The sequence below is a fragment of the Pseudomonas leptonychotis genome (assembly GCF_004920405.1).
Classification (GTDB): Bacteria; Pseudomonadota; Gammaproteobacteria; order Pseudomonadales; family Pseudomonadaceae; genus Aquipseudomonas; species Aquipseudomonas leptonychotis.
This window is the reverse complement of sequence record NZ_RFLV01000001.1, coordinates 2,014,234-2,038,389: the sequence shown is the minus strand read 5'-3', so window position 1 is coordinate 2,038,389 and position 24,156 is coordinate 2,014,234. Positions and strand designations below refer to the sequence as shown.

Sequence of the window (24,156 nt, the reverse complement as noted above, 5' to 3'; positions counted from 1 at the left end):
GGGCATCATCGGCTCGGTTGCAAAACGGGTTCAGCCAGGCGCAGCAGCTGACGCTGGCCCTGACGCTCAATCAATACGGAATGGGCATGAATGACCAACACGCGAGCATCGGCATAGCGGTCGCCGACACGCAGGCTGCGCCCGGCAATCACCGCCCGACTGCCATTACCGCTGCGCACGATGGCTTGCAGCACTAAGGGTGCGCTGTCGCTTGCGGCAGCTGCGGCTGGCAACAAATTTTGTGGTGGCAGCGTTGGGTCGCGCCCAGGGTTAGCGGCCAACACCGTGCTGGTGCAGAGTAACGTGCCGAGTAAGAGAGCTTTAAACACCGACCCACCCCGCATGACGACTCAAGGTATAAAGTTTGAGCCGGATGGTGGCTTTACTCGGACCGCCCTCACCTACGTGGTAGTCAAGGCTCTCCCAGTTGAGCTGCCAACCGCTCGACTGCACAGCTTGTAAATAGCTGAGCAAGTCAAAGTATCCACCCTCCAGCTGTAGCTGTAGACCATGTCGATAGAGGGTTACCGCCGGCGCTACGGCGGGTTGCTCTGACTCAGGCATACTGGCAGGTTCAACGGTGGCCAGCTCAACCGGCTCGCTAAAGCTGGCCATGCCCACTACGCGTAATTGCGGCTGCTTGCGCAGCAGCTCTTCCAGCACCGTTTGCATTTTCTGCGGGGTGACCAGCTCGGCGGTGCGCTGATCGATCTGGCGCACGAGTTCTTCACGACTGGCCGATGCGGCCAACAAGGCGCTGCGGTATTGCATGTTGGGGTCAGCGGCCAGGCGCGCCTGCAACTCCAAAAGGCTATTTTCAGCGCTCAAGCGCCGCTCTTCAGCCAACTGCACGCTGCTGTTCTGCTTGGCCAACCGCAGGCTAAGCGGGTCTCCGATCAACAACACGTACAACACGGCAACCACACATAAGCCCACCCCATAGGCAAGCCAGCGCTCGCGCGGGGCCATGGCATACCAGCGTTGCCACCACTTATTCATCGATGGCCTCCTGCTCTTTCAGTTGCGAGGAGAGGTCGAAGCGCAGCAATTGGTCGTCACCGCGCTGCACATCGAAGCGCGCGAACTCGCGCCCGCTGAACACGGCACTCTGCCCCAGGCGCTGCAAGTACGCCGGCAACAATTCCTGATCCTGACTAAACCCCTGCAGGCGCATATGCCGACCGCCGTCTTGCAGGTTGATGTTGTTGAGCCACAAGCCACTCTCTGGATGCTGCTCAGTCAATGCCAGTAAGGGCGCCACAAAGCCGCCACTACGCTGACTGCTAAGCAGCTGCAAATATGCAATCAAACGCTGCAGCTCACGGTTATCGCGTTCTTTTACCGACAATTCCAGGGGTAACCGCTCATCCAGTAGCGGCTCGACAAAACTGCCAGTGGCAGCTTCCAAACGTGCTTCCTGCTCCTGCGCCGCCGCTTGTACCTGAGCCAAACGCAGAGCGCCCGCATGCAACTGCCACGCTTGCCAGCTGCCATGCACAACGCAGAGTAACAACACCACGCCCAGCCCTATGAGCATATGGCGAACACGCGGCCCGGAGCGCTGTTTGCGCTCAACCTGATAAAGGTTGAGGTTCTGCATTAAACAGCCTCCTGCCGCAGTGCCGCGCCGACGGCCGCAATGCAGTAAGCCTGTTCTTGCTCAGACACCTCCGCGCCCAACTGATCGGGAAACAGGTCGCGCAGGTCCAGGGCTTGCAACTTGACCGCGAGCCCACTGGACAAGGCCTGCAAGGCCACATCGCCATTGCGTTTCATCGGCAGCAGCAACAGGCGATTGATATAGCCTTTGCCGAGCTGGCTTTCGTAGTAATCCAGCGAGCGCTGGATCTCCAACGTAATGGCAGAGAAGTCTTGCTCGACATGGTCGAGGCCCTGCTCAATACGCCGCGCCATATACAGGTCTGTACCATGTTGCACCGCAATCAAACCTTCACTGGAGCGCAGGCGCAGCAGGGCCAGGCTCATCCCCTCACTACCGGCCAACAGGCCAAGGTTACGAAAGGCCATTTCAGTGACATCGATACTGCGCAACTGCAACCCGGCATGCATGCACATGCTCCGCCAGGCCAACATACGCGCCTTGTTCAGCACCGCGCAGTAGGCCATACGTGAGCGGCCCCGGTAGGCATCACTGGGCAAGGTGAAGGCGTCAACGACCACGTCGTCAAGGGGTTCAGCTATCAGTTCTTTGACACGCCAACGCAGCGCATCACGCAGTTCTTCGGCGGGCACATCAGGGCTGTCGAGCAAGTGCATCTGATAGGTGGCGGGATGCAGCAGCAGATTGACCGGCATACCAGCAAAGCCCAGGTCGTCGACCAAACGTTTGAGCAGGTCAGGCTGCTCATCAGGGCTGGCTTTGTGAAACTGACACTCGAGCAGATTCGCAGGCTGCCCAGCCTCACGCACGACGCGCGCCAAGGCAATACCCTCTGGGCTGGTCTCGATACCCAGTAAACCGTTGGCTGCCTTTATTTTTTTTCTAGCAAACCATGCCAACTCTAAACACCCCCACCCTTTGCTCTACAAACAACCTACGTCTGCCCAAGGCACATGTAAGTAGAATACTGCTATGCCCTAGCCTGAGCATGACCAAGGTTCCATGTCGCTCTATTCTCAACCGGAAATCCCCCGAACACCGGCAGCATTATTCGCCTGAGCACCAATACCGGCTGACATCTGCACCTGATCGAGCCGCTAGGCTTCGGCCGGATGACAAACACCTGCGCCGTGCAGGGCTGGATTACCACGAATTTGCGAGATTAAAACGCTATCAGTCATTGGCTGAATGTATAACACAAACCGCCTGTGACAGGATCTTGGCCTTTACCACCAAAGCCAGCAGCAAATACGCACAGATGTAATTTCGCAAAGGTGACATGCTGCTGTTCGGCCCGGAAATTCGTGGCCGGCCTCAAGACATCCTAGATCAGATTGCGTCTGCGCACGCCCAGGCAATCGCAGTCTGAATCTAGCCAATAAAAAAGCGCCCGTAGGCGCTTTTTTATTGGCTAGATGCGGCTCAGTGAGCCACTTCCGGTGTTGCGGCCTGCTGCATGCGCTGCAACTCTTGCGCGTACAGGGCATCAAAATTCACCGGTGCCAGCATCAGCGCCGGGAACGAGCCACGCACAACCAGGCTGTCGAGGGTTTCACGGGCATAGGGGAAGAGGATGTTCGGGCAGAACGCACCCAGGGTGTGGCTCATGGAAGCCGCATCCAGCCCCTTGATCAGAAAGATACCGGCCTGCTGCACTTCGGCGATAAAAGCGGTTTCTTCGCCGTTCTTCACGGTAACCGAGAGGGTCAGCACCACTTCGTGGAAGTCACCATCGAGGGACTTCTGACGGGTGTTGAGGTCCATGGCTACGCTCGGCGTCCACTCTTGGCGGAAAATTTCCGGGCTCTTCGGCGCTTCGAAGGACAGGTCACGCACGTAGATGCGTTGCAGGGAGAATTGTGGGTTCTGTTCGTCCTGAGCGGCGCCGTTGTTAGCTTGTTCTGTCATAGCAAAGCCTTCTTATCGTTAGGTGCTTAATAAACAGTGGAGTTAAGCCTTGAGCAGCGCATCAAGCTTGCCGGCGCGCTCTAGGGCATACAGATCATCACAGCCGCCCACGTGGGTGCTGCCAATCCAGATTTGTGGCACAGAGGTCTGGCGTGCTTTGCGGGTCATTTCCGCACGTACATCCGGCTTGCCATCGACCTTTATCTCCTCAAAGGCCACGCCTTTGTGAGTTAGGAGTTGCTTAGCGCGGATGCAGTAAGGGCACCAATCGCTGGAATAGATAACGACAGGCTGCATCTCACTTCACCAGCGGCAGGTTGTCGCCACGCCAGCTTGATACGCCACCGGACAGCTTGGCGGCGGTGAAACCGGCCTTTTTCAGGTCACGACAGACCGCACCGGCGTGCTGGCCCATGGCATCAACCACGATCAGGGTCTTGGCCTTGTGCTTCTCCAGCTCAGCCATACGCCCAGTGAGCTTTTCAAACGGAATGTTCAGCGCGCCGACGATATGCCCAGCTGAAAAGTCCTTTTGGCCGCGGATATCCAGCACCACGCCCTGCTCGCTGTTGACCAGCGCGGTCAGCTCACGAGTGCTAAGGCTCTGCCCGCCCTTACGCGCCTCGGTGAAAATCAGCAGCGCCAGCAACGTCGCGAACAATCCGCTCAGTACATAGTGGGTCGTGGCAAATTCAATCAAGTTAGCGAGCATTGTGCGGTTCCGGGGCGGTAAAATGTCGGCCAGTATACACAGCCGCACAGGTCGGCCAAACCCCGCCCGGCGGTGACCTTTGTGCTACTTGGCCGTAAAATGCCGAGCCTTTATTTGCCTTCCATGCAGAGCGAGCCAGCTTTATGAGCGTCACGCCCAAACCTTTGGTACTGATCATCCTCGATGGCTTCGGTCACAGTGACAGCCCTGAATCCAACGCCATCATGGCGGCCAACACGCCCGTGTATGACCATCTGCGGGCCACCCAGCCCCATGGCCTGATTTCGGGTTCGGGCATGGACGTAGGCCTGCCAGACGGCCAGATGGGCAACTCCGAGGTCGGCCATATGAACCTCGGCGCGGGGCGCGTGGTGTATCAGGACTTCACCCGGGTGACCAAAGCCATCCGTGACGGTGACTTTTTCGACAACTCAACCCTCACTGCCGCCGTGGATAAGGCGGTCAGCGCCGGTAAAGCCGTGCATATCCTTGGGCTGCTCTCCGAGGGCGGCGTGCACAGCCACCAGGATCATCTCGTGGCCATGGCCGAACTGGCCGCTCAACGCGGCGCGGAAAAAATCTACCTGCATGCCTTTCTCGATGGCCGCGACACGCCGCCGAAAAGCGCACAACCGTCTATCGAGTTGCTCGACGCCGCCTTCGCCAAAATAGGCAAAGGCCGAATTGCCAGTCTCATCGGCCGCTATTTCGCCATGGACCGCGATAATCGCTGGGACCGCGTTGAGCAGGCCTATCAGCTACTTGTCGAGGGGCAGGGACAGTTCAGCGCCACCACGGCCATGGAAGGCCTGAATGCCGCTTACGAACGTGGTGAAAGCGATGAATTCGTCAAAGCCACCCGCATTGGTGAAGCGGCGAAGATGGAAGACGGCGATGCCGTGGTGTTTATGAACTTCCGTGCCGACCGCGCCCGCGAGCTGACCCGCGCTTTTGTCGAGCCGGGCTTCGATGCCTTCGCGCGCCCCCGAGTGCCGCAGCTGGCCGAGTTCGTCATGCTTACCCAGTACGCCGCCAGCATCCCAACGCCCAGCGCTTACAAGCCAGAAGCGCTGACCAATGTGCTCGGCGAGTACCTGGCGAACAACGGTAAAACCCAGCTGCGTATCGCCGAGACCGAGAAGTACGCCCACGTCACCTTCTTCTTCTCCGGCGGCCGCGAAGAACCCTTTGCCGGCGAAGAACGCATCCTGATTCCGTCGCCGAACGTCGCCACCTATGACCTGCAACCGCAGATGAGCGCCCCGGAAGTCACCGACAAGATCGTCGACGCCATCGAAAACCAGCGGTTTGACGTGATCATCGTCAACTACGCCAACGGCGACATGGTCGGCCACACCGGCGTGTTCGCTGCCGCCGTAGCCGCCGTGGAGTGCCTGGATAGCTGCGTGGGGCGTATCGTCGCGGCACTGGACAAAGTCGGCGGCGAAGCGCTGATCACCGCCGACCATGGCAACGTCGAGCAAATGGCCGATGAAAGCACCGGGCAAGCGCACACCGCACACACCTGCGAGCCGGTGCCATTTATCTATGTAGGCAAGCGCCCGGCGACTATCCGCCCAGGCGGCGTGCTGGCCGACGTGGCCCCAACCCTGCTGACCCTAATGGGCCTGCCGGTACCGGCGGAAATGACCGGCAGCAGCATCGTCGAGCTGAGCTAAGCAACAGCCCGCAAGCCAGGTGCAATGCCTGGCCTGCGGGCCGTAGCAACGTGACGTTAAGCATGGCTCCAAGCCATTTTTTAGGCATACTAGGCAGGTTCTTAATCCAGGTACTGCCAGCCCCATGTTTCGTGCCCTTGCCCTTATTTTGCTGACTGTGTTGCTGACGCCTGCCTTCGCCGACGAGAAGAGTGATGCGCAGAAGCAATTGGACGCGGCACGCGCCGATATCAGTGAGCTGAAACAACTGCTCGATAAGCTGCAGCAGGAGAAATCCGGCGTACAGAAAGACCTGAAAAAAACCGAAAGCGAAATGGGTCAGCTGGAGAAGCAGGTTCAGGGCCTGCAACAGGACCTGAAAAAGAGCGAAGAGGAAATTCAGCGCCTCGATAGCGAGAAAAAAAAACTTGAGGGCGCACGCCTCGAACAACAACGCCTGATCGGTATCCAGGCTCGTGCCGCTTACCAGAGCGGCCGCCAGGAATACGTCAAGCTGCTGCTCAACCAGCAGAACCCGGAAAAATTCTCGCGCACCTTGACCTACTACGACTACCTCAGCGAAGCGCGCATGGAACAACTGGCCACCTTCAATGAAACCCTGCGCCAGTTGACCAACGTCGAGTTGGAAATCGTCAACCAACAAAGCCAACTGCTGGAACAGAAGAGCGCACTGGATGGCCGCCGCGAACAACTCGCCAGCGTGCGCAAAGAGCGCCAGCTGGCCCTGGCCAAGCTGAGCAAGGAATTCTCTGCCCGCGACCAGAAGCTCAAGGCTCGCCAGCAGGAACAAGCCAACCTGGCGCGGGTGCTGAAAACCATCGAAGAAACCCTCGCCCGCCAGGCCCGCGAAGCCGAGGCTGCACGCCAGCAGGCGCTGCTGGCCGAGCGCGAGCAGCAATCTGTGGGTAGCAGCGCCAAGCCTACCAATAACGGCCCCCTGGTCAGCGCCGGAGCCAGCTTCGGCGGTCCATTTGCCAAAGCACGCGGCAAATTGCCTTGGCCGGTTAATGGCCGTTTGGTGGCTCGCTACGGAACACCACGCGGCGGCGACGCTCGAACCAAGTGGGACGGCGTGCTGATTGGCGCCTCCGCTGGCAGCCAAGTGCATGCCGTACATGGTGGTCGTGTGGTGTTTGCCGATTGGTTGCGCGGGGCCGGGCTTCTGGTCATTCTCGATCACGGCAACGGCTACTTGAGCCTGTATGGTCATAACCAAAGCCTGCTTAAAGACGCCGGTGACATCGTCAAAGCCGGTGAAGCCATCTCCACCGTGGGTAACAGCGGCGGCCAAGATACCTCGGCGCTGTATTTCGCAATTCGCCAACAGGGCCGCCCGATCGACCCTGCACAATGGTGCCGCGCACAAGGATAAGTGCCGCGATTACCGTCTTATGAAGGAGTAAGTTCGACATGCCTCACCTGATGCGCCTCACCACCCTCGCCCTGGCTGTTGCTCTGTTGGGCAGCACCTCTCTCCACGCCGCGCAGGCAACGGCCCCGGCTACGGTCAATGACAGTGCACCATTGCCGCTGGACGAGCTGCGTACCTTTGCCGAGGTCATGGACCGCATCAAATCCGCTTATGTCGAGCCGGTCAGCGACAAGACCCTGCTGGAAAATGCGATCAAGGGCATGCTCAGCAACCTTGATCCGCACTCGGCCTACCTAGAGCCGGAAGCCTTCCGTGACTTGCAAGAGAGCACCAGCGGCGAGTTCGGTGGCCTGGGCATTGAGCTCGGCAGCGAAGACGGTTTTCTCAAGGTGGTATCACCGATCGACGACACCCCAGCGTCTGCTGCCGGCATCCAGCCCGGCGACCTGATTGTGAAGATTAACGGCCAGCCGACCAAAGGCCTTTCGCTGATGGAAGCGGTCGAGAAAATGCGCGGTAAAGCCGGCACAGGTATCGAACTCACGCTGGTGCGCGAGGGCAGCAAGCCCTTCGACGTGGAACTCACGCGCGCCGTAATCAAAGTCAAAAGTGTGAAGAGCCAGCTGCTTGATGATGGCTACGGCTATGTGCGCATCACCCAGTTCCAGGTCAACAGCGGTGAAGAGGTCGGTAAAGCGCTGGCTAAGCTGCGTAAAGACAATGGCAAGAAACTGCGCGGCTTGGTTCTCGACCTGCGCAACAACCCGGGCGGCGTACTGCAGGCTGCCGTAGAGGTCACCGATCACTTCCTCAAGAAAGGCCTCATCGTCTACACCGAAGGCCGTATCGCTAACTCCGAATTGCGCTTCAACGCCGACCCGGCGGATGCCAGTGAGGGCGTACCACTGGTGGTGCTGATCAACGGCGGCAGCGCCTCGGCTTCGGAAATCGTTGCCGGCGCCCTGCAGGACCACAAACGTGGCGTACTCATGGGCACTGACAGCTTCGGCAAGGGCTCAGTACAGACCGTGCTGCCGCTGAACAATGACCGCGCCCTGAAACTCACCACCGCACTCTACTTCACCCCTAACGGCCGCTCGATCCAAGCCCAGGGCATCGTGCCGGACATTGAGGTAACGCGCGCCAAACTAACCCGCGAGCGTGATGAAAGCGGCATCAAGGAAGCCGACCTGCAAGGGCACCTGGGCAACGGCAATGGTGGGGCAGACAAACCAAGCAAAGGCAAGACCAGCACCCCGGCACGTCCACAGGACGATGATTACCAGCTGAGCCAGGCACTCAACCTACTCAAAGGCCTAAGCGTCACCCGCGGCGACTGAAGGTCTAAAGAGAAGATGTAACAAGCACCCACAAAAAACCCGACCTTGATCACTCACGGTCGGGTTTTTTAATAACGGCGATGGCTACAGGTAGTTGTTGGTCATCTCGTCGATAAAGCCTTCGGCACGCAGCTCGTCCAAGGCTTTCTGCAAGCGCTGCACCACCTCATCCGGCGTGTCTTTGTTGAGCGCCAGGTACAGCTCGGCTTCGTTGAAGCGCAATGCCGTATTCAAACCACTCACCCCTTCCTGCTTGGCCAGGTAACGCCCGACCGGGTCGGTGGTCGCCCACAGGTCGATCTTACCGCTGAGCAGCTTTTTGATGTTTTCCTGATCGCGCAGCGCATTGACCGGACTCAGCCCCTGGGTTTCCAGATGCTGGCTGACGGCGTCGTTCTTGTAGGCACCAATCTGGTACTGCGCAGCGTCTTTGAGGTTGGCAACAGTGATGTTGTTGCCTGGCGCGGCCAACAATACCCAGCCCGTCTTCGCCAACGGCCCTACCCATTTGAACAGCGGCTGGCGCTCAGCGGTGAAGGTGGTGGAAAACAGGCCGTAGTTGGCCTTGTCCAAGGTCAGGCGATAGAGGCGATCCCAGGGAAAGCGCAAGGTCAGGGTGTAATTGATGCCGGCACGCTTGAACATCGCACGAACGATCTCGGCACTGATACCGTCGATACCGTCATCACGGGCAAAGTTCTTATCATCCACCGCCATATTGAAGGGCGGGAAATTCTCGGTCAGCAATACCACTTTGTAATCGGCTGGCAGCTCTGCACGGGCAGCACAGGCGCTCAGGAAAAGCCCAAACAACAGGCCGGCTTTCAAGGTCTTCAACATAGGTCATTCCGCTCGCATGAATTGTGATTATGGCTAGCGGCATCCCTGCTCGGGCGGGTGCCCGGCGACGTATGGTGCTTGGCGTCAACCATCCATGGTCGCGAGCTGGCGTGTGACCAACTCGCTGGTTTTCGTATTACAGGTAGTTATTCAAGATGTCATCGACAAAGCCTTCACTGCGCATCTTGTCCAACTCGCCTTGCAGCTTCTGGACAACCTCGTCGGGCACTTCTTTGTTAAGCGCTAAAAACAACTCTGCGCTGTCAAATCGCAGAATGGTCTTCAGGCCTGAAATACCTTCTTGCTTGGCCAGGTAACGGCCAGCAGGGTCACCAGTAGCCCACAGGTCAATCTGCCCTGCCATCAGCTTTTTGGCATTTTCCGAATCGCGCAAAGCCGTAAGCGGCTCCAGGCCTTTCTCCACCAAGTGCTGAGCGATTGCATCACCCTTGTAGGCGCCTACCTTGAACTGCTTGGCGTCATCCAGGCTGTTCAGGGTGATCGTGCTATCGGCCTTGCCGAGCAGCACCCAGTCATCCGGGCCAATCGGGCCGACCCACTTGAACAACGTCTCACGCTCCGGCAAACGCGCCGTAACGAACACACCATAACCTGGTTTTTCCAGCGCCAGCTTGTAAATGCGGTCCCAAGGGAAGCGCAGGGTCATGTTGTATTGGATGCCAGCGCGCTTGAACATCTCGCGGATAATATCCACAGCAATGCCATCAATATTGTCTTCTTGGGCGAAGTTCTTGCCGTTGATCGCCATGTTGTAAGGCGGGAAATTTTCAGTCAGAAGGACCATGCGATAACTAGGGTCGACTTCGGCCCTGGCACTGCCTGCAAGCACCATAACAGTGCCGGCAAGGGCGACTAGCAGTTGTTTGAACATGACGTCTCACATCTATAGTTGGGCTGAGCATGCAAGCATACCCAGCACTGCAGCGTTAGCCCAGCCTTGGGTTCAGGCCTAGAGTGGACTCGCCGCTATTACAGATAGCCATCTTTAATAGCGTTTAGCTCACCTTGAGCCCGCATCTGGTCCAAGGCTTTCTGCAACTTCTGCACCACTTCATCAGGGGTTTCTATATTCAGCGCCAGATACAGGTCGGCGCTATTAAAGCGATGCACCACCTTGAGCGCACCTAACGGCGATTGCTTGGCCATATAGCGTCCACCGACCTCATCCGTAGCCCAGAGATCGATCACATCCTTTTCCAGCTTGTTGAGGTTTTCTTTGTCCTGCAGGCTGGTTTGCACCGTAACACCGCGATCGATGAGGAACTGCGAAATGGCATCATTGCGATAACCGCCAATACGATAAGCGCTGGCCTGGTCCAGGCTATTGAGCGTAATCGAGCTATCGGCCTTAGCCATTAAGACCCAATCGCTGACAGCAATTGGCCCAACCCACTTGAACAGCGACTCGCGCTCTGGCGTGCGGATGGTGGAGAACAGCCCGTAGCCCTTGCTTTCAAGCGTCTGCTTGTACAGACGGTCCCAAGGGAAGCGCAAGATCAACTGACACTCAAGCTGCGCCTTGCTGCACAGCTCGCGCATTGTGTCAGTGCTGATGCCCTGCACATCGGCATCCTTGGCAAAGTTGCCTCCATTGGCCGCCATGCTAAACGGCGGCAGGTTCTCAGTAAGTAGAACCAGCGGCTCCGCATGCACGACACCGGCAGCAACCGAAAGCCATAGCGCGACGAATAACCGAATTGCGGACATAAGAACTCCGTTTATGGACAAGACCATATATAAGAATAGAGCAGCCTAAAAACAGGCCAATGGCATTAGCCAGCGGCACCAGGCGCAGACTTTTTGATTTTAGCGGACTGATCGACATACTGCTGTCGACTCGCCCGCAGCAGCGGCCAGCAGGACTGCCGGCCGAGGTACTTTAACGAACGACGATACCGCGACTGGCCATATAGGCCTTGGCTTCCGGCACTGTGTATTCGCCGAAGTGGAAGATACTGGCTGCCAGCACGGCAGACGCCTTGCCTTCGATGATACCTGCCGCCAAATGCTCAAGATTACCGACGCCGCCAGAGGCAATCACCGGAATACCGACCATCTCGCTGATCGCGCGGGTGACGCCCAGGTCATAGCCGCTCTTCACACCATCCTGATCCATGCTGGTCAGCAGGATCTCACCGGCGCCGAGGTCTTCCATCTTCTTCGCCCACAACACTGCATCCAAGCCAGTCGGCTTGCGCCCGCCGTGGGTGAAGATTTCCCAGCGCGGGGTTTCGCCCGGTTTGGACACGCGCTTGGCGTCGATGGCCACCACGATGCACTGCGAGCCAAAGCGCGAGGCGGCTTCGCCAACGAACTCAGGGGTGAACACCGCCGCGGTATTGATCGAGACTTTATCGGCACCGGCATTGAGCAGATTGCGGATGTCTTGCACGCTACGCACGCCGCCACCCACCGTCAGCGGGATAAACACCTGGCTGGCCATGCGCTCCACGGTATGCAGAGTGGTGTCGCGGCCGTCGACGCTGGCGGTGATATCGAGAAAGGTAATCTCGTCGGCGCCCTGTTCATCGTAACGACGGGCGATTTCCACCGGGTCACCGGCGTCGCGGATATTCTCGAACTGCACGCCCTTGACCACGCGACCGTTGTCGACGTCGAGGCAGGGGATGATGCGTTTAGCCAGTGCCATAACAATGCTCTCGTAGGGTGGGTTAGACGCGCAGCGGCGTAACCCACCGCAGCCGTCATACCCGAATAAACAATGGTGGGTTACGCCGACGGCTAACCCACCCTACGCCCGACTCAGCCCTTGAAGGCGTCGCAGAAAGCCTGCGCCTCAGCCACATCCAGGGTGCCTTCGTAAATGGCCCGACCGGTGATGGCGCCGATGATGCCTGGCGAGCGGGCCAGCAGCAGCTTCTCGATATCACTGAGGTTGTGAATACCGCCCGAAGCAATCACCGGAATGCGACTGGCCGCCGCCAACGCCGCTGTAGCTTCGACGTTGCAGCCCTGCATCATGCCGTCTTTAGCGATGTCGGTATAAACGATGGCGCTAACGCCGTCCGCCTCGAAACGCTTGGCCAGATCGGTGGCCTGCACGGTGGACACTTCAGCCCAGCCGTCGGTGGCGACAAAACCGTCTTTGGCGTCCAGACCGACAATCACCTTGCCCGGGAAGGCCTTGCACGCATCGGTGACGAACTGCGGGTCTTTCACCGCCTTGGTGCCGATGATCACGTAGCTAACGCCTGCGCGCACGTAGTGCTCGATGGTCTCCAGGGTGCGGATGCCACCGCCGATTTGAATCGGCAGTTTCGGGTAACGCTTGGCGATAGCAGTCACCACTTCACCATTGACCGGCTGACCTTCGAAAGCACCGTTGAGATCGACCAGGTGCAGACGGCGGCAGCCGCCCTCAACCCACTTGGCGGCCATGCTCACCGGGTCATCGGAAAATACCGTGGAGTCTTCCATGCGGCCCTGGCGCAGACGCACGCAAGCGCCGTCTTTCAGATCGATAGCGGGGATAATCAGCATCGGTTGAACCTGCTCAAGTCTTGTAAATTCGGTAGGTCAGCTCTTTTCGAGCGCCCAAAGGTCACTTTCGATGCTCTCGAACCGTTCTTTCAGGTGAGTCTGCACATCGAAAATCGCCCGGTTGTAATAGTGTGGCGCCACCTCACGAGCAAACAACTCCAGCACTTCGGCGGCCTCAAAACTGCCCAACTCCAACTCAAAACGCTCAGACATAAAGCGCTTGATCGCCAAACAGGCTTCACGCTCCTGCTCGGCACTCAAGGTCATGATCGGCGGCTTGGTTTTGGCCCGGCTCATTTACCAGCGACCATCCCAGGCGGCGAAGTTCTGCAGTAATTGCAGGCCATGGGTATGGCTTTTCTCGGGGTGAAACTGCACGGCAAAGCGCGAACCATCGGCCAGTGCAGCGGCAAAGTCTTTACCGTAATGGCCACGGCCCACCACCTGCTGCGGTTTGCCTGCCTCGATGTAGTAGCTGTGCACGAAGTAGAAGCGCGCTTGGTCTGCGATGTTGTGCCACAGCGGGTGTGCCACGCTCTGCTGCACTTCGTTCCAGCCCATGTGCGGCACCTTCAGCGGCTCGCCGTCTTCGACCATGTCCTTGCCGAAGAAGCGTACTTTGCCCGGGAACAGACCGATGCAATCGACGCCATCGTTCTCTTCGCTGTGCTCCAGCAACGCCTGCATACCGACGCAGATGCCGAGAAACGGCCGATCCGCGCTGACTTCACGCACCAGCGTATCGAAACCCAAGCGCTTGATCTCGGCCATGCAATCGCGAATCGCGCCAACACCGGGGAACACCACACGATCCGCTTCACGGATCACTTGAGCATCGCTGGTCACCAGCACCCGGCCAGCACCCACGTGCTCAAGCGCCTTGGCCACCGAGTGCAGGTTGCCCATGCCGTAATCGATTACTGCAACCGTCTGCATTTACAGACAGCCCTTGGTCGACGGCATTTGCCCAGCCATACGCGGATCCAGCTCAACCGCCATGCGCAGGGCGCGGCCGAAGGCTTTGAACACCGTTTCGATCTGGTGATGGGTGTTGGTGCCGCGCAAGTTGTCGATGTGCAGGCTGATCAGGGCGTGATTGACGAAGCCCTGGAAGAACTCCTGGAACAGATCCACATCGAAGCCGCCAACCACTGCACGGGTGAACGGCACGTGCATCTGTAGGCCAGGACGACCGGAGAAGTCGATCACCACGCGCGACAGCGCTTCGTCCAACGGCACGTAGGAATGGCCATAACGGGTCATGCCCTTCTTGTCACCGATGGCCTTGGTGAAGGCCTGACCGAGGGTGATACCAACGTCTTCCACGGTGTGGTGGTCGTCGATATGCAGGTCGCCCTTGCACTGGATATCCAGGTCGATCAGGCCATGACGGGCAATCTGATCAAGCATGTGCTCAAGGAACGGCACGCCAATATCGAACTTGGCTTTGCCCGTTCCATCCAGGTTGATCGAGACCTTGATCTGGGTCTCCAGGGTATTGCGCTCGACGGATGCCGTACGTTCGGCCATCACCAGCTCCAGAAATTGCCCACGGAAAAAGGCTGGCATTATAGGCGGGCATCCACCTGGGCGGCTACCGGCGCTGATCGGCTACGGACAAATGCCAACGCAGCCGCTGAAAAACACCTCGGCGCGCGGAACCAGGCACTCACCGACCGCTCCAAGCTCTGCCGCAAGCCGTCTAACACAGCTGTAGCACGCGCACGTAAGCGTGCCGAACGGCAAGCAAATGACCATGCCAGCGCTTACCGCCTGTTGACGGCGCTATACTCGCGGGCTTAATTGCAGCTCTTCACTTCAAGTTTTGAAACAAGGATTCGCACATGAAAGCGCTCGGCAAAATCTTCGGCCTGTTTTTTCTCGGGCTCTTGCTGATCATCGTGGCGCTGGGCTTTGCCCTCACCCACCTGTTCGATCCCAATGATTACAAAGACGAAATCCGCCAGTTAGCCCGCGACAAGGCCAACCTTGAACTGACCCTCAAGGGCGATATTGGCTGGAGCCTGTTTCCCTGGCTCGGCCTGGAGCTGACCGACGCCACACTCGCCAGCCTCAGCACCCCAGACCAACCCTTTGCTGACCTGCGCCTGCTCGGCCTGTCAGTGCGCGTGCTGCCACTGCTGCGCAAAGAAGTGCAGATGAGCGACATCCGTATTGACGGCCTTAACCTCAATCTGCAGCGTGACGAGAAGGGCCGCAGCAACTGGGAAGATGTCGGCAAACCCGCCAGTGGCGTAACCGCTGCAAACGACACTCCTGCGGCTACGGGAAGCGCTGCACCCGCCGCCAGCCCAGCCGCTGAGCCAAACGAAAGCAGCCAACCGCTAAAACTGGATATCGACAGCCTGATCGTCAACAGCGCGCGCATCGACTACCACGACGCGCAAAAAGGTCAGCAATTCAGCGCCGAAAGTATCCAACTGACCACCGGCGCTATCCGCGAAGGCGCAGCTATTCCGGTCAAGCTCAGCGCTTTCTTCGGCCTCAACAAACCCGTACTGCGCGCCCGCAGTGAACTGCAGGGCGAGCTGCGCTTCGACCGCGCCCTCAAACGCTATCAGTTGGAAGACGCCAAGTTTTCCGGCGAAGTGTCTGGTGAACCCTTCGATGGCCAGACCCTGACCTATTCGGCCCAGGGCCAACTGCTGGTCGACCTGGCCGCCCAGGTCGCCGAATGGAACGGCCTGAAGCTGTCCGCCAATCAGCTGCGCGCCCTCGGCGAGTTAAAAGTACGCGACCTCGACAGCCAACCCAAACTCAGCGGCGGCCTGTCCATCGCCCCGCTCAATTTGCGTGAGTTCCTCGCCACCATTGGGCAAAAACTGCCGCCGATGAATGACGAGAAGACCCTTAGCCAATTCGAACTGGTCACCCGACTCAGCGGCACCGATAACAGCCTGGTCCTCGAAGACCTCAACCTGACCCTCGATGACAGCCATTTCAGCGGTCAGTTGGCGATTGCCGATTTCGCCAAGCAAGCCCTGCGTGTGCAGCTCAAGGGCGACCAGCTGAACCTCGATCGCTACCTGCCAGCGCCATCCAAGGACGACAAGGATGCCGGCGCCGCACGCAAGGCCGAGGTCAAGGCCAGCGTCGCCAGCGCCGGACAAAGCGGTAGCACGCCGCTGCCCGACGCCCCGACCCAGCAGGCCTGGAGCAGCAGCGAAGTACTGCCCATCGAGACACTGCGCAAGCTAGATGCCCAACTGGCCCTCGACCTCGACCAGCTCACCGTGCAACAACAGGTGATCAGTAAATTCAGCGCCAAAGCCCAAAGCAAAGGCGGCCTGCTGACCTTGCAGGACGCTCGCGGCGCTATCGGCTCAGGCAGCTTCGACGCCAAAGCCAGCATCGATGTGCGCCCAGCCGTACCGTTACTCAGCGTGCAGAAGAACCTGCGCGGCATTCAGATCGAACCCTTCCTGAAAAAGCCCGAGCAACCTTCGCCGGTCAAAGGCCTGATCGACCTCAACGCCAACATGAGCACCCGCGGGAACAGCCAGCGCGCCTGGATCGAAAGCCTGAATGGCGACGCCAGTTTCCTGCTCAATGACGGCGTGCTGGTTGACGCCAACCTGGAACAACAACTGTGCCGCGGCATCGCCACCCTCAACCGCAAAGCCCTGAGCAGCGACCCGCGCAACAAGGACACGCCCTTCGAAACACTGCAAGGCAGCCTGAGCGTGCGTAACGGCGTGGCCCACAACCCCGACCTCATGGCGCGCATCCCAGGCCTGTCGGTCAGCGGCAAGGGCGACGTCGACCTGCGCATCCTCGGCCTCGACTACCGCGCCGGCATCACCATTACCGGTGATCAAGGCGAAATGCCCGACCCCGCTTGCCAGGTCAACGAACGCTATGTCGGCATCGAGTGGCCAGTGCGCTGCCGCGGCCCGCTGGAAATGGGTGGCAAGGCCTGTCGCCTGGATCAGGACGGCCTGAGCAAGGTCGCCGCCAAGCTAGCCGGCAATAAGCTCAGCGACAAAATAGAGGAGAAGCTCGGCGACAAAGTCAGCCCCGAACTGAAAGACGCGCTCAAGGGCCTGTTCAATCGATGAACCCCGAGCAGTTCTCAGGCGCCGTACTGAATTGGTACGACAGCCACGGCCGCAAAGACCTGCCCTGGCAACAGGGCATCACGCCTTATCGGGTGTGGGTCTCGGAAATCATGCTGCAGCAAACCCAGGTCAGCACCGTGCTCGGCTACTTCGACCGCTTTATGGCCGCCCTGCCCACGGTCAATGACCTGGCCGCAGCACCGGAAGACGAAGTGCTGCACCTGTGGACGGGCCTCGGTTACTACACCCGAGCGCGCAACCTGCAAAAAACCGCACAGATCGTTGTGCGCGAACACGCTGGCGAATTTCCCCGCGACGCCGAGCAACTCACCGAACTGCCGGGCATCGGCCGCTCCACCGCTGGCGCCATCGCCAGCCTGAGCATGGGCCTGCGCGCACCAATCCTCGACGGCAACGTCAAACGTGTACTGGCGCGCTACGTGGCCCAGGAGGGTTACCCCGGCGAGCCGAAGGTGGCCAAACAATTGTGGGACGTGGCTGAACGTTTCACCCCGCATGAGCGGGTGAATAACTACACCCAAGCGATGATGGACCTCGGCGCCACCCTCTGTACCCGCAGTAAACCCAGCTGCCTGCTCTGCCCGCTCAAGAATGGCTGCCAAGCACACCTGCTCGGCCTGGAGATCCGCTATCCGATCCCAAAACCGCGCAAGGCACTGCCGCAGAAGCGCACGCTAATGCCGATCCTCGCCAACCACGCGGGTGAGGTGCTGCTCTACCGCCGCCCCTCCAGCGGCCTCTGGGGCGGCCTATGGAGCCTGCCGGAGCTGGACGACCTGCAAGGCCTCGACAACCTCGCCAGCCGCCACGGCTTGCACTTAGGCACGCGTCAGGCGCAAGCCGAACTAACCCATACCTTCAGCCATTTCCAACTGGCAATCGAGCCCTGGTTAATCCAGGTCTCTGCCGCCCCGGCCAGCGTGGCCGAGGCCGACTGGCTCTGGTATAACCTCGCCACCCCGCCGCGCCTGGGCCTTGCCGCCCCAGTAAAGAAACTACTGAAACGCGCGGCCGATGCACTTGCAGCAAATACTGGAGAAACGCCATGACCCGCACCGTACAGTGCCGCAAACACAAGCAGGAACTCCCCGGCCTGGACCGCCCGCCGTATCCGGGCGCCAAAGGTGAGGACATCTACACCAACGTCTCCAAGCAAGCCTGGGACGAATGGCAGAAGCACCAGACACTGCTGATCAACGAACGTCGCCTGAACATGATGAACGCCGAAGACCGTAAATTCCTCCAGGCCGAGATGGACAAATTCCTCTCCGGCGAGGAATACGCCCAAGCCGACGGCTACGTGCCGCCGAGCGAGTAACAGCAGCGTCGCCTTTGTAGGAGCGGGCCATGCCCGCGATAACTTTGCCGGGCACAGCCTATTCGCGGCCATGGGACAGGGCGTTCCCGCCGCTCCTACGAATCGCTCCACGGACTGCATCCAAACCGTAGGGTGGATGACGCCTTACCCATCCACCACACCGCGATGGCGGATAAGCAAAGCGTTATCCACCCTACACGGCTAATCCCTCTCCGGATTGCATCTGGACTACCCAACGCCGCCGGCCTTTTCCCGACACTCGAACCTAACCGCCCGTATTAATTAAATATTTTCAAACTCACGCTTGACACCTACCCCTCAAATCCGTCTAATAGCGCCCCGTTAGCCCGGGTAGCTCAGTCGGTAGAGCAGGGGATTGAAAATCCCCGTGTCGGCGGTTCGATTCCGTCCCCGGGCACCAAATATCAAAGAACCCCAAGCGAAATAAACCTCCTTGGGGTTTTTTGTTGCCTGTGATTTGCCATGCAGCTACTCATGCATTCCCAACCAGCACAGAAATTTGTGCTCGCGCGACAGCCAGCTGCAGCTAGGCGACACCTGCGCGCCCAGCTGCAGCTATGGCTGGCAAACGGCTTGGCGGCTGGCGAAACGCTATGCTAGCTTGACGCCTCGCCAGGAAGGCCACGCAACGCCTGAGCGCAATCGAACAATAAGAGGACCCCCCATGGCCGAGGCCACGCCCGCACTGGAAATTCGCGACCTGCATAAACGCTACGGCGACCTTGAGGTGCTCAAGGGCATCTCCCTCACCGCTCACGATGGCGATGTGATTTCCATTCTCGGCTCTTCCGGCTCCGGCAAGTCGACCTTTCTGCGCTGCATCAACCTGCTGGAAAACCCGCACAAGGGGCAAATCATCCTCTCGGGTGAAGAGCTTAAGCTCAAGGCCGCAAAGAATGGCGACCTGGTCGCCGCCGACAGTCGCCAGATCAATCGCCTGCGCAGCGAGATCGGTTTTGTCTTCCAGAATTTCAATCTGTGGCCGCACATGAGCGTGCTCGACAACATCATCGAGGCGCCGCGCCGCGTATTGGGGCAGAGCAAGGCCGAAGCCATCGAGGTGGCTGAGGCGCTGCTGGCCAAGGTCGGTATCGCCGACAAGCGCCATGTTTATCCGAACCAGTTATCCGGCGGCCAGCAGCAGCGCGCAGCGATTGCCCGCACCCTGGCCATGCAGCCGAAAGTCATCCTGTTCGATGAGCCCACTTCGGCTCTCGACCCGGAAATGGTACAAGAAGTGCTTAATGTGATCCGCGCACTCGCCGAAGAAGGTCGCACTATGCTGCTGGTGACTCATGAAATGGGCTTTGCCCGTCAAGTTTCCAGCGAGGTGGTGTTTCTGCATCAGGGCTTAGTTGAAGAGCAAGGCTCTCCAGAGCAAGTATTCGACAACCCTAACTCGGCGCGCTGCAAACAATTCATGTCCAGCAACCATTAAACACACGGAGCAACTACGCATGCAGAACTACAAGAAAATCCTGCTGGCCGCTGCCGCCACTCTGGCATTCGGCACCAGCGCCGTCGCTGCTGACAAACTGAAACTGGGTACCGAAGGCGCTTACCCGCCGTTCAATCTGATCGACGCCAGCGGCCAGGTCGGCGGATTTGACGTGGAGATTGGCCAGGCCCTGTGCGCCAAGATGAAGGCCGAGTGCGAAGTGGTTACTTCGGACTGGGACGGCATTATCCCGGCCCTGAACGCGAAGAAATTCGACTTCCTGATTGCCTCCATGTCGATCACCGACGAGCGCAAAGTAGCGGTAGATTTCACCGAGCCGTACTACACCAACAAGCTGCAGTTTATCGCCCCTAAAGGCGGCGATTTCAAAACGGATAAAGCCAGCCTGAAAGGCAAGGTCATCGGCGCTCAACGCGCCACCATCGCGGGCACCTGGTTGGAAGATAACCTGGGCGGCGTGGTCGATATCAAGCTGTATGACACCCAGGAAAACGCCTACCTCGACCTGTCCTCGGGCCGCCTCGATGGCGTACTGGCTGACACCTTCGTTAACTGGGAATGGCTGAAGAGCGATGCCGGCAAGAGCTTTGAATTCAAAGGCGACCCGGTATTCGACAACGACAAGATTGGCATTGCCGTACGCAAGGGTGATGCCCTGCGCGACAAGCTGAACACTGCACTGGCCGAGATCGTGGCTGACGGCACCTACAAGAAAATCAACGACAAGTACTTCCCCTTCAGCATCTACTAAGCTGCTGGCTCTGCGTCGCCCGCTCGGGCGGCGCAGGCTTCTGAGCCCTTATGAACTTCGACCTCTACGGATTCGGCCCGGCCCTGGCTGCTGGCACCCTGATGACCATCAAGCTGGCGCTAAGCGCGCTGTGCCTGGGTCTGGTGCTCGGCTTGCTCGGCGCTCTCGCCAAGACTTCCCCGTACAAGCCATTGCAATGGCTTGGCGGTACCTATTCGACCATCGTGCGCGGTATTCCCGAGCTGCTCTGGGTGTTGCTGATCTATTTCGGCACCGTGCAACTGATGCGCAACCTGGCAGACCTGCTCGGCATTGAAAGCCTTGAGCTAACCGCCTTCGCCGCCGGCACTATCGCCCTCGGGATCTGTTTCGGCGCCTACGCCACCGAGGTGTTTCGTGGCGCGATCCTGGCCATCCCCAAAGGCCACCGCGAAGCCGGCCAAGCCCTCGGCATGTCCCGCCCACGGATTTTCTGGCGATTGATCCTGCCGCAGATGTGGCGCATCGCCCTGCCCGGCCTGGGCAACCTGTTTATGATCCTGATGAAGGACACCGCCCTGGTCTCGGTCATCGGCCTGGAAGAAATCATGCGCCGTTCACAAATTGCCGTGACCTCCAGCAAGGAGCCCTTCACCTTCTTCCTGGTAGCGGCCTTTATCTACCTGGGCCTCACAGTCCTGGCGATGATTGGCATGCACTTCCTGGAAAAACGCTCCAGCCGTGGCTTTGTCAGGAGCACCTCATGAGGAAAATCGCTGAAATTGTGGCGTGGTCGATTGTCGTCGCGCTCGCAGCTTACGCACTCTGGGAAGGCCTAACCGCCCTCAACTGGGACGTGATCATCAAATGGCTGCCGCGCCTGACCAAGGGCGCGCTCCTAACCCTGGAGCTGGTCGGTATTGCCGTTGTCGCAGGCCTGATCCTGGCCATTCCGATGGGCATCGCGCGCTCATCCCGGCACTGGTATGTGCGGGCAGTGCCCTATAGCTACATTTTCTTCTTCCGCGGCACACCACTGCTGGTGCAACTGTTTTTGATCTACTACGGCCTGGCGCAGTTCGATGCTGTGCGCAATGGACCACTGTGGCAATACCTGCGCGACCCGTACTGGTGCGCGATCCTGACCATGACCCTGCACACCGCCGCCTATATCGCCGAGATCCTACGCGGCGCCATTCAGGCCGTGCCGCCTGGCGAAGTGGAAGCAGCCCGTGCGCTGGGCATGTCGCGGGCACAAACCATGTTCTACATCATCCTGCCGCGCGCCGCGCGCATCGGCCTCCCCGCCTATAGCAACGAAGTGATTCTGATGCTCAAGGCCAGCGCCCTGGCCAGCACCGTGACCTTGCTGGAACTGACCGGCATGGCCCGCACCATCATTGCCCGCACCTACTTGCCGGTGGAGATTTTCTTTGCTGCCGGGATGTTCTACCTGCTGATCGCTTTCCTGCTGGTTCGCGCCTTCAAGCTGCTGGAACGCTGGCTGCGCGTCGACGCCTGCCAGGGCCGCTGATTGCCTGAGGGCCAAACCCTCAGGCAACAAACTCCATGCCAGCCGCCTTATCCGCACAACCGCTCAGTGGCGCTGATTTGCTGCAACGCTTTACTGCGCTCGATAACTTTCTTATTGAGCATCAGCCGCTGTGGCAACCACGGCCTTTCGTGCATTACCCGAGCCTCCCGTGGGAAGCCGATCACCCCGAGCTGGCTGACTGGCTACGCGCGCAAAGCCTGGAGCACGCTGAACAGGCACACAATCAACCGCATCGGCTTGCTGCCCCCGCGCCCTTTGCGCAACTGGCCGATCAAGCCCAGCTTTTGAGCCAGGTCGGCGCACTGCCACAGCAGCCCGCGGCCGTATTGCCCGCACGCTTCAATGTTGATGTGCCAGGCCGCAAATGGCAGCAGATTGATGCTTTCGCCCGCAGCCTAACCTTTACTCAAACACCCCAGCATTGGCTGGATTGGTGCGCCGGCAAAGGCCACCTCGGCCGCCGACTCGCACACAGCGGCGGCACGCTGACTTGCCTGGAGCACGACCCCAAGTTGGTTAACAGCGGACAACTGCTTAGCCATAAACTCGGCATTGCCGCGCAGCATATTGAACAAGATGTATTGGCGGCCGACGCCACCACCCAGCTGCACGCACAGCACACCCCCGTGGCCCTGCATGCCTGCGGCGATCTACATGTGCGCCTCATGCAGCTCGCCAGCGCGACGGGCTGCCAGCAACTGGCAGTGGCTCCTTGCTGCTACAACCGCATCAGCACGCCGCACTACCAGGCGCTGTCACAAACCGCGCAGGTCTCCGCACTGCAACTGTCCCTCGACGACCTCGGCCTGCCGCTTAGCGAAACCGTCACGGCCGGCGCACGGGTACGACGCCAACGCGATCAGTCGATGGCCAGACGCCTGGCCTTTGACCTGCTGCAACGGCAACTGCGCGGCAGCGACGATTACCTGCCAACCCCTTCGCTACCACCGCGTTGGCTGGATAAATCCTTTGCTGACTATTGCAAAGACCTCGCGGCGCTTAAAAACCTACCGCCACCCACAGAGCAAGACTGGGATCAGTTGGAACAAAACGGCTGGCTGCGACTGGCCCAAGTGCGCAACCTGGAGCTACTACGCAATCTATTCCGCCGCCCATTGGAGCTGTGGCTACTGCTCGACCGTGCTTTATTCCTACAGGAACAAGGCTTTCGGGTGCGCCTCGGCAGCTTCTGCTCCTACCAGCAGAGTCCGCGAAATTTACTGTTACTCGCCGAAAGACCGTAGGTAGTATCCACAATATCTGTGGATAACTCTGTTGACAGAATCTGAGCAGCGCCCGCAAAAGCCCGTCCTAGCAGGCTTCTTGCTCGTCGCATATTTTTTGTACTGGAAATATATTCAGCAAAAACATGCACTTAAGAAATACAGAGAACCAGCGCACAAAGCTTGCGCACGTTCGTGCCAGATGCACTGCGTATGTGCATAAGCATTTCAGTGCTGATAACAAGACCTGCATATATCTATGCTCAGACCACTTTACTCCGGCAAATGAATCGATATAATGCGCCCCACAAATGCCGGTATAGCTCAGCTGGTAGAGCAACTGACTTGTAATCAGTAGGTCCCGAGTTCGACTCTTGGTGCCGGCACCATATAAATCAAAGGCTTGCAGCGATGCAGGCCTTTGTTTTGTCCGCGACACGTAACAACGCACGTAACAAGACCTAAACATGCGCACACGCATGCGCGCCTCACACGCAAGGCAGCAGCCCCAAGGTATAGGGGGGGTCTTAAAAAAGAGTAATTTCAGTAATCTTGACCGCCAGAGTTCCGCAAGCCATTGATGCAGTAGGAGTTTTCCGAAAGGGGCAGGAGTAATCTTTAAGTAATATTGAAGTAACCTGATTACTCTTTTAAAAGGTGATATTTGCAAACCTAAAAAGCCTTATAAATCAACGGTTTACAGAAAAATTACCTTTTCAATTACTCCTTTGTTACTCCCATTTGTAATACCTAGAG

Annotated in this window: 26 protein-coding genes, 2 tRNA genes and 1 pseudogene; 14 read left to right on the top strand and 15 right to left on the bottom strand. The window is 58.8% G+C overall.

The annotated features are described in order from the left end of the window. Positions 1–5 precede the first annotated feature (5 nt). From D8779_RS09430 to D8779_RS09415, 4 genes are read right to left on the bottom strand one after another with little or no spacing between them, the layout of a single operon-like run. Entirely contained in the window at positions 6–329 is a 324-nt protein-coding gene (locus D8779_RS09430; RefSeq protein WP_240789701.1) for a Type II secretory pathway component, read from the bottom strand. Then, the gene (locus D8779_RS09425; RefSeq protein WP_136664149.1) at positions 322–999 is read right to left on the bottom strand and encodes a type II secretion system protein GspM; all 678 of its coding nucleotides are present in this window, start codon (positions 997–999) and stop codon (positions 322–324) included. Before D8779_RS09425 ends, D8779_RS09430 begins: the two co-directional genes overlap by 8 nt. Further along, positions 992–1,600, bottom strand: a complete 609-nt coding sequence (locus tag D8779_RS09420) for a PilN domain-containing protein (RefSeq protein ID WP_136664148.1) — start codon at positions 1,598–1,600, stop codon at positions 992–994. The genes D8779_RS09425 and D8779_RS09420 overlap by 8 nt, the downstream gene beginning before the upstream one ends. Beyond that, positions 1,600–2,520 (bottom strand): type IV pilus biogenesis protein PilM, encoded by a 921-nt coding sequence (locus tag D8779_RS09415; RefSeq protein ID WP_136664147.1) that lies wholly within the window; start codon positions 2,518–2,520, stop codon positions 1,600–1,602. The genes D8779_RS09420 and D8779_RS09415 overlap by 1 nt, the downstream gene beginning before the upstream one ends. Before the next feature lie 147 nt (positions 2,521–2,667). Between D8779_RS09415 and D8779_RS20965 the strand changes: the two are divergent. Then, positions 2,668–3,010: pseudogene (locus D8779_RS20965) on the top strand (tRNA (cytidine(34)-2'-O)-methyltransferase); the annotation flags it as partial. Between the two features lie 33 nt (positions 3,011–3,043). Here the strand turns inward: D8779_RS20965 and secB are convergent. The 3 genes from secB to D8779_RS09395 are packed head-to-tail and all read right to left on the bottom strand — an operon-like array spanning position 3,044 to position 4,241. Further along, positions 3,044–3,529: a protein-export chaperone SecB gene (secB, locus tag D8779_RS09405; RefSeq protein WP_136664146.1), complete on the bottom strand. Its 486-nt coding sequence runs from the start codon at positions 3,527–3,529 to the stop codon at positions 3,044–3,046. 42 nt (positions 3,530–3,571) lie between these two features. Next, a complete protein-coding gene (grxC, locus tag D8779_RS09400; protein ID WP_136664145.1) occupies positions 3,572–3,826 on the bottom strand; it encodes a glutaredoxin 3 in 255 nt (84 codons plus the stop codon). A gap of 1 nt (position 3,827) precedes the next feature. After that, the gene (locus D8779_RS09395) at positions 3,828–4,241 is read right to left on the bottom strand and encodes a rhodanese-like domain-containing protein (RefSeq protein ID WP_136664144.1); all 414 of its coding nucleotides are present in this window, start codon (positions 4,239–4,241) and stop codon (positions 3,828–3,830) included. 143 nt (positions 4,242–4,384) lie between these two features. On the opposite strand from D8779_RS09395, the gene gpmI reads away from it, so the two are divergent. The 3 genes from gpmI to D8779_RS09380 all read left to right on the top strand — a co-directional run bounded on the left by gpmI (position 4,385) and on the right by D8779_RS09380 (position 8,632). Further along, positions 4,385–5,920 (top strand): 2,3-bisphosphoglycerate-independent phosphoglycerate mutase, encoded by a 1,536-nt coding sequence (gene gpmI, locus D8779_RS09390; protein WP_136664143.1) that lies wholly within the window; start codon positions 4,385–4,387, stop codon positions 5,918–5,920. A gap of 124 nt (positions 5,921–6,044) precedes the next feature. Then, on the top strand, positions 6,045–7,292 hold the full coding sequence (locus D8779_RS09385) for a murein hydrolase activator EnvC family protein (protein ID WP_136664142.1): 1,248 nt from the start codon (positions 6,045–6,047) through the stop codon (positions 7,290–7,292). 38 nt (positions 7,293–7,330) lie between these two features. After that, positions 7,331–8,632, top strand: coding sequence for a S41 family peptidase (locus D8779_RS09380; protein WP_136664141.1), 1,302 nt, complete (start codon positions 7,331–7,333; stop codon positions 8,630–8,632). A gap of 84 nt (positions 8,633–8,716) precedes the next feature. Here D8779_RS09380 and D8779_RS09375 read toward each other — a convergent pair whose 3' ends face one another. The 8 genes from D8779_RS09375 to hisB all read right to left on the bottom strand — a co-directional run bounded on the left by D8779_RS09375 (position 8,717) and on the right by hisB (position 14,524). Then, a complete protein-coding gene (locus D8779_RS09375; RefSeq protein WP_136664140.1) occupies positions 8,717–9,472 on the bottom strand; it encodes a substrate-binding periplasmic protein in 756 nt (251 codons plus the stop codon). A gap of 136 nt (positions 9,473–9,608) precedes the next feature. After that, positions 9,609–10,364 (bottom strand): substrate-binding periplasmic protein, encoded by a 756-nt coding sequence (locus D8779_RS09370; RefSeq protein WP_136664139.1) that lies wholly within the window; start codon positions 10,362–10,364, stop codon positions 9,609–9,611. Positions 10,365–10,462: 98 nt separating this feature from the next. Continuing rightward, positions 10,463–11,200, bottom strand: a complete 738-nt coding sequence (locus D8779_RS09365) for a substrate-binding periplasmic protein (protein WP_136664138.1) — start codon at positions 11,198–11,200, stop codon at positions 10,463–10,465. 172 nt (positions 11,201–11,372) lie between these two features. After that, complete coding sequence (hisF, locus tag D8779_RS09360) at positions 11,373–12,143, bottom strand: imidazole glycerol phosphate synthase subunit HisF (RefSeq protein WP_136664137.1); 771 nt, start codon at positions 12,141–12,143, stop codon at positions 11,373–11,375. A gap of 113 nt (positions 12,144–12,256) precedes the next feature. Further along, entirely contained in the window at positions 12,257–12,994 is a 738-nt protein-coding gene (gene hisA, locus D8779_RS09355; RefSeq protein WP_136664136.1) for a 1-(5-phosphoribosyl)-5-[(5-phosphoribosylamino)methylideneamino]imidazole-4-carboxamide isomerase, read from the bottom strand. A gap of 36 nt (positions 12,995–13,030) precedes the next feature. Further along, positions 13,031–13,291 (bottom strand): DUF2164 domain-containing protein, encoded by a 261-nt coding sequence (locus D8779_RS09350; RefSeq protein ID WP_136664135.1) that lies wholly within the window; start codon positions 13,289–13,291, stop codon positions 13,031–13,033. Further along, positions 13,292–13,930, bottom strand: coding sequence for an imidazole glycerol phosphate synthase subunit HisH (gene hisH, locus D8779_RS09345; RefSeq protein ID WP_136664134.1), 639 nt, complete (start codon positions 13,928–13,930; stop codon positions 13,292–13,294). After that, positions 13,931–14,524 carry an imidazoleglycerol-phosphate dehydratase HisB gene (hisB, locus tag D8779_RS09340; protein ID WP_136664474.1) on the bottom strand — a complete coding sequence of 198 codons (594 nt, stop codon included), beginning with the start codon at positions 14,522–14,524 and terminating at the stop codon, positions 13,931–13,933. A 314-nt stretch (positions 14,525–14,838) separates the two neighbouring features. On the opposite strand from hisB, the gene D8779_RS09335 reads away from it, so the two are divergent. The 10 genes from D8779_RS09335 to D8779_RS09290 all read left to right on the top strand — a co-directional run bounded on the left by D8779_RS09335 (position 14,839) and on the right by D8779_RS09290 (position 23,789). Beyond that, positions 14,839–17,073 (top strand): AsmA family protein, encoded by a 2,235-nt coding sequence (locus D8779_RS09335; protein ID WP_136664133.1) that lies wholly within the window; start codon positions 14,839–14,841, stop codon positions 17,071–17,073. Continuing rightward, positions 17,070–18,143: an A/G-specific adenine glycosylase gene (gene mutY / locus D8779_RS09330; RefSeq protein ID WP_136664132.1), complete on the top strand. Its 1,074-nt coding sequence runs from the start codon at positions 17,070–17,072 to the stop codon at positions 18,141–18,143. Before D8779_RS09335 ends, mutY begins: the two co-directional genes overlap by 4 nt. Then, positions 18,140–18,412, top strand: coding sequence for an oxidative damage protection protein (locus D8779_RS09325; RefSeq protein WP_136664131.1), 273 nt, complete (start codon positions 18,140–18,142; stop codon positions 18,410–18,412). Before mutY ends, D8779_RS09325 begins: the two co-directional genes overlap by 4 nt. Before the next feature lie 345 nt (positions 18,413–18,757). Then, a tRNA-Phe gene (locus tag D8779_RS09320) sits at positions 18,758–18,833 on the top strand. A gap of 264 nt (positions 18,834–19,097) precedes the next feature. After that, complete coding sequence (locus D8779_RS09315) at positions 19,098–19,871, top strand: ABC transporter ATP-binding protein (protein WP_136664130.1); 774 nt, start codon at positions 19,098–19,100, stop codon at positions 19,869–19,871. 19 nt (positions 19,872–19,890) lie between these two features. Then, positions 19,891–20,643, top strand: coding sequence for an ABC transporter substrate-binding protein (locus D8779_RS09310; protein WP_136664129.1), 753 nt, complete (start codon positions 19,891–19,893; stop codon positions 20,641–20,643). Positions 20,644–20,693: 50 nt separating this feature from the next. Beyond that, positions 20,694–21,389, top strand: coding sequence for an ABC transporter permease (locus D8779_RS09305; protein WP_136664128.1), 696 nt, complete (start codon positions 20,694–20,696; stop codon positions 21,387–21,389). After that, the gene (locus D8779_RS09300) at positions 21,386–22,156 is read left to right on the top strand and encodes an ABC transporter permease (RefSeq protein WP_136664127.1); all 771 of its coding nucleotides are present in this window, start codon (positions 21,386–21,388) and stop codon (positions 22,154–22,156) included. Before D8779_RS09305 ends, D8779_RS09300 begins: the two co-directional genes overlap by 4 nt. A gap of 35 nt (positions 22,157–22,191) precedes the next feature. Beyond that, positions 22,192–23,421 (top strand): methyltransferase, encoded by a 1,230-nt coding sequence (locus D8779_RS09295; protein WP_136664126.1) that lies wholly within the window; start codon positions 22,192–22,194, stop codon positions 23,419–23,421. Between the two features lie 292 nt (positions 23,422–23,713). Then, positions 23,714–23,789, top strand: a tRNA-Thr gene (locus D8779_RS09290). Positions 23,790–24,156 lie beyond the last annotated feature (367 nt).

Coding starts and splice junctions, on each gene's coding strand:
- D8779_RS09425 (WP_136664149.1), bottom strand. CDS start 999: ATGAATAAGTGGTGGCAACGCTGGTATGCCATGGCCCCGCGCGAGCGC.
- D8779_RS09420 (WP_136664148.1), bottom strand. CDS start 1,600: ATGCAGAACCTCAACCTTTATCAGGTTGAGCGCAAACAGCGCTCCGGG.
- secB (WP_136664146.1), bottom strand. CDS start 3,529: ATGACAGAACAAGCTAACAACGGCGCCGCTCAGGACGAACAGAACCCA.
- grxC (WP_136664145.1), bottom strand. CDS start 3,826: ATGCAGCCTGTCGTTATCTATTCCAGCGATTGGTGCCCTTACTGCATC.
- D8779_RS09395 (WP_136664144.1), bottom strand. CDS start 4,241: ATGCTCGCTAACTTGATTGAATTTGCCACGACCCACTATGTACTGAGC.
- gpmI (WP_136664143.1), top strand. CDS start 4,385: ATGAGCGTCACGCCCAAACCTTTGGTACTGATCATCCTCGATGGCTTC.
- D8779_RS09385 (WP_136664142.1), top strand. CDS start 6,045: ATGTTTCGTGCCCTTGCCCTTATTTTGCTGACTGTGTTGCTGACGCCT.
- D8779_RS09380 (WP_136664141.1), top strand. CDS start 7,331: ATGCCTCACCTGATGCGCCTCACCACCCTCGCCCTGGCTGTTGCTCTG.
- D8779_RS09375 (WP_136664140.1), bottom strand. CDS start 9,472: ATGTTGAAGACCTTGAAAGCCGGCCTGTTGTTTGGGCTTTTCCTGAGC.
- D8779_RS09370 (WP_136664139.1), bottom strand. CDS start 10,364: ATGTTCAAACAACTGCTAGTCGCCCTTGCCGGCACTGTTATGGTGCTT.
- D8779_RS09365 (WP_136664138.1), bottom strand. CDS start 11,200: ATGTCCGCAATTCGGTTATTCGTCGCGCTATGGCTTTCGGTTGCTGCC.
- hisF (WP_136664137.1), bottom strand. CDS start 12,143: ATGGCACTGGCTAAACGCATCATCCCCTGCCTCGACGTCGACAACGGT.
- hisA (WP_136664136.1), bottom strand. CDS start 12,994: ATGCTGATTATCCCCGCTATCGATCTGAAAGACGGCGCTTGCGTGCGT.
- D8779_RS09350 (WP_136664135.1), bottom strand. CDS start 13,291: ATGAGCCGGGCCAAAACCAAGCCGCCGATCATGACCTTGAGTGCCGAG.
- hisH (WP_136664134.1), bottom strand. CDS start 13,930: ATGCAGACGGTTGCAGTAATCGATTACGGCATGGGCAACCTGCACTCG.
- hisB (WP_136664474.1), bottom strand. CDS start 14,524: ATGGCCGAACGTACGGCATCCGTCGAGCGCAATACCCTGGAGACCCAG.
- D8779_RS09335 (WP_136664133.1), top strand. CDS start 14,839: ATGAAAGCGCTCGGCAAAATCTTCGGCCTGTTTTTTCTCGGGCTCTTG.
- mutY (WP_136664132.1), top strand. CDS start 17,070: ATGAACCCCGAGCAGTTCTCAGGCGCCGTACTGAATTGGTACGACAGC.
- D8779_RS09325 (WP_136664131.1), top strand. CDS start 18,140: ATGACCCGCACCGTACAGTGCCGCAAACACAAGCAGGAACTCCCCGGC.
- D8779_RS09315 (WP_136664130.1), top strand. CDS start 19,098: ATGGCCGAGGCCACGCCCGCACTGGAAATTCGCGACCTGCATAAACGC.
- D8779_RS09310 (WP_136664129.1), top strand. CDS start 19,891: ATGCAGAACTACAAGAAAATCCTGCTGGCCGCTGCCGCCACTCTGGCA.
- D8779_RS09305 (WP_136664128.1), top strand. CDS start 20,694: ATGAACTTCGACCTCTACGGATTCGGCCCGGCCCTGGCTGCTGGCACC.
- D8779_RS09300 (WP_136664127.1), top strand. CDS start 21,386: ATGAGGAAAATCGCTGAAATTGTGGCGTGGTCGATTGTCGTCGCGCTC.
- D8779_RS09295 (WP_136664126.1), top strand. CDS start 22,192: ATGCCAGCCGCCTTATCCGCACAACCGCTCAGTGGCGCTGATTTGCTG.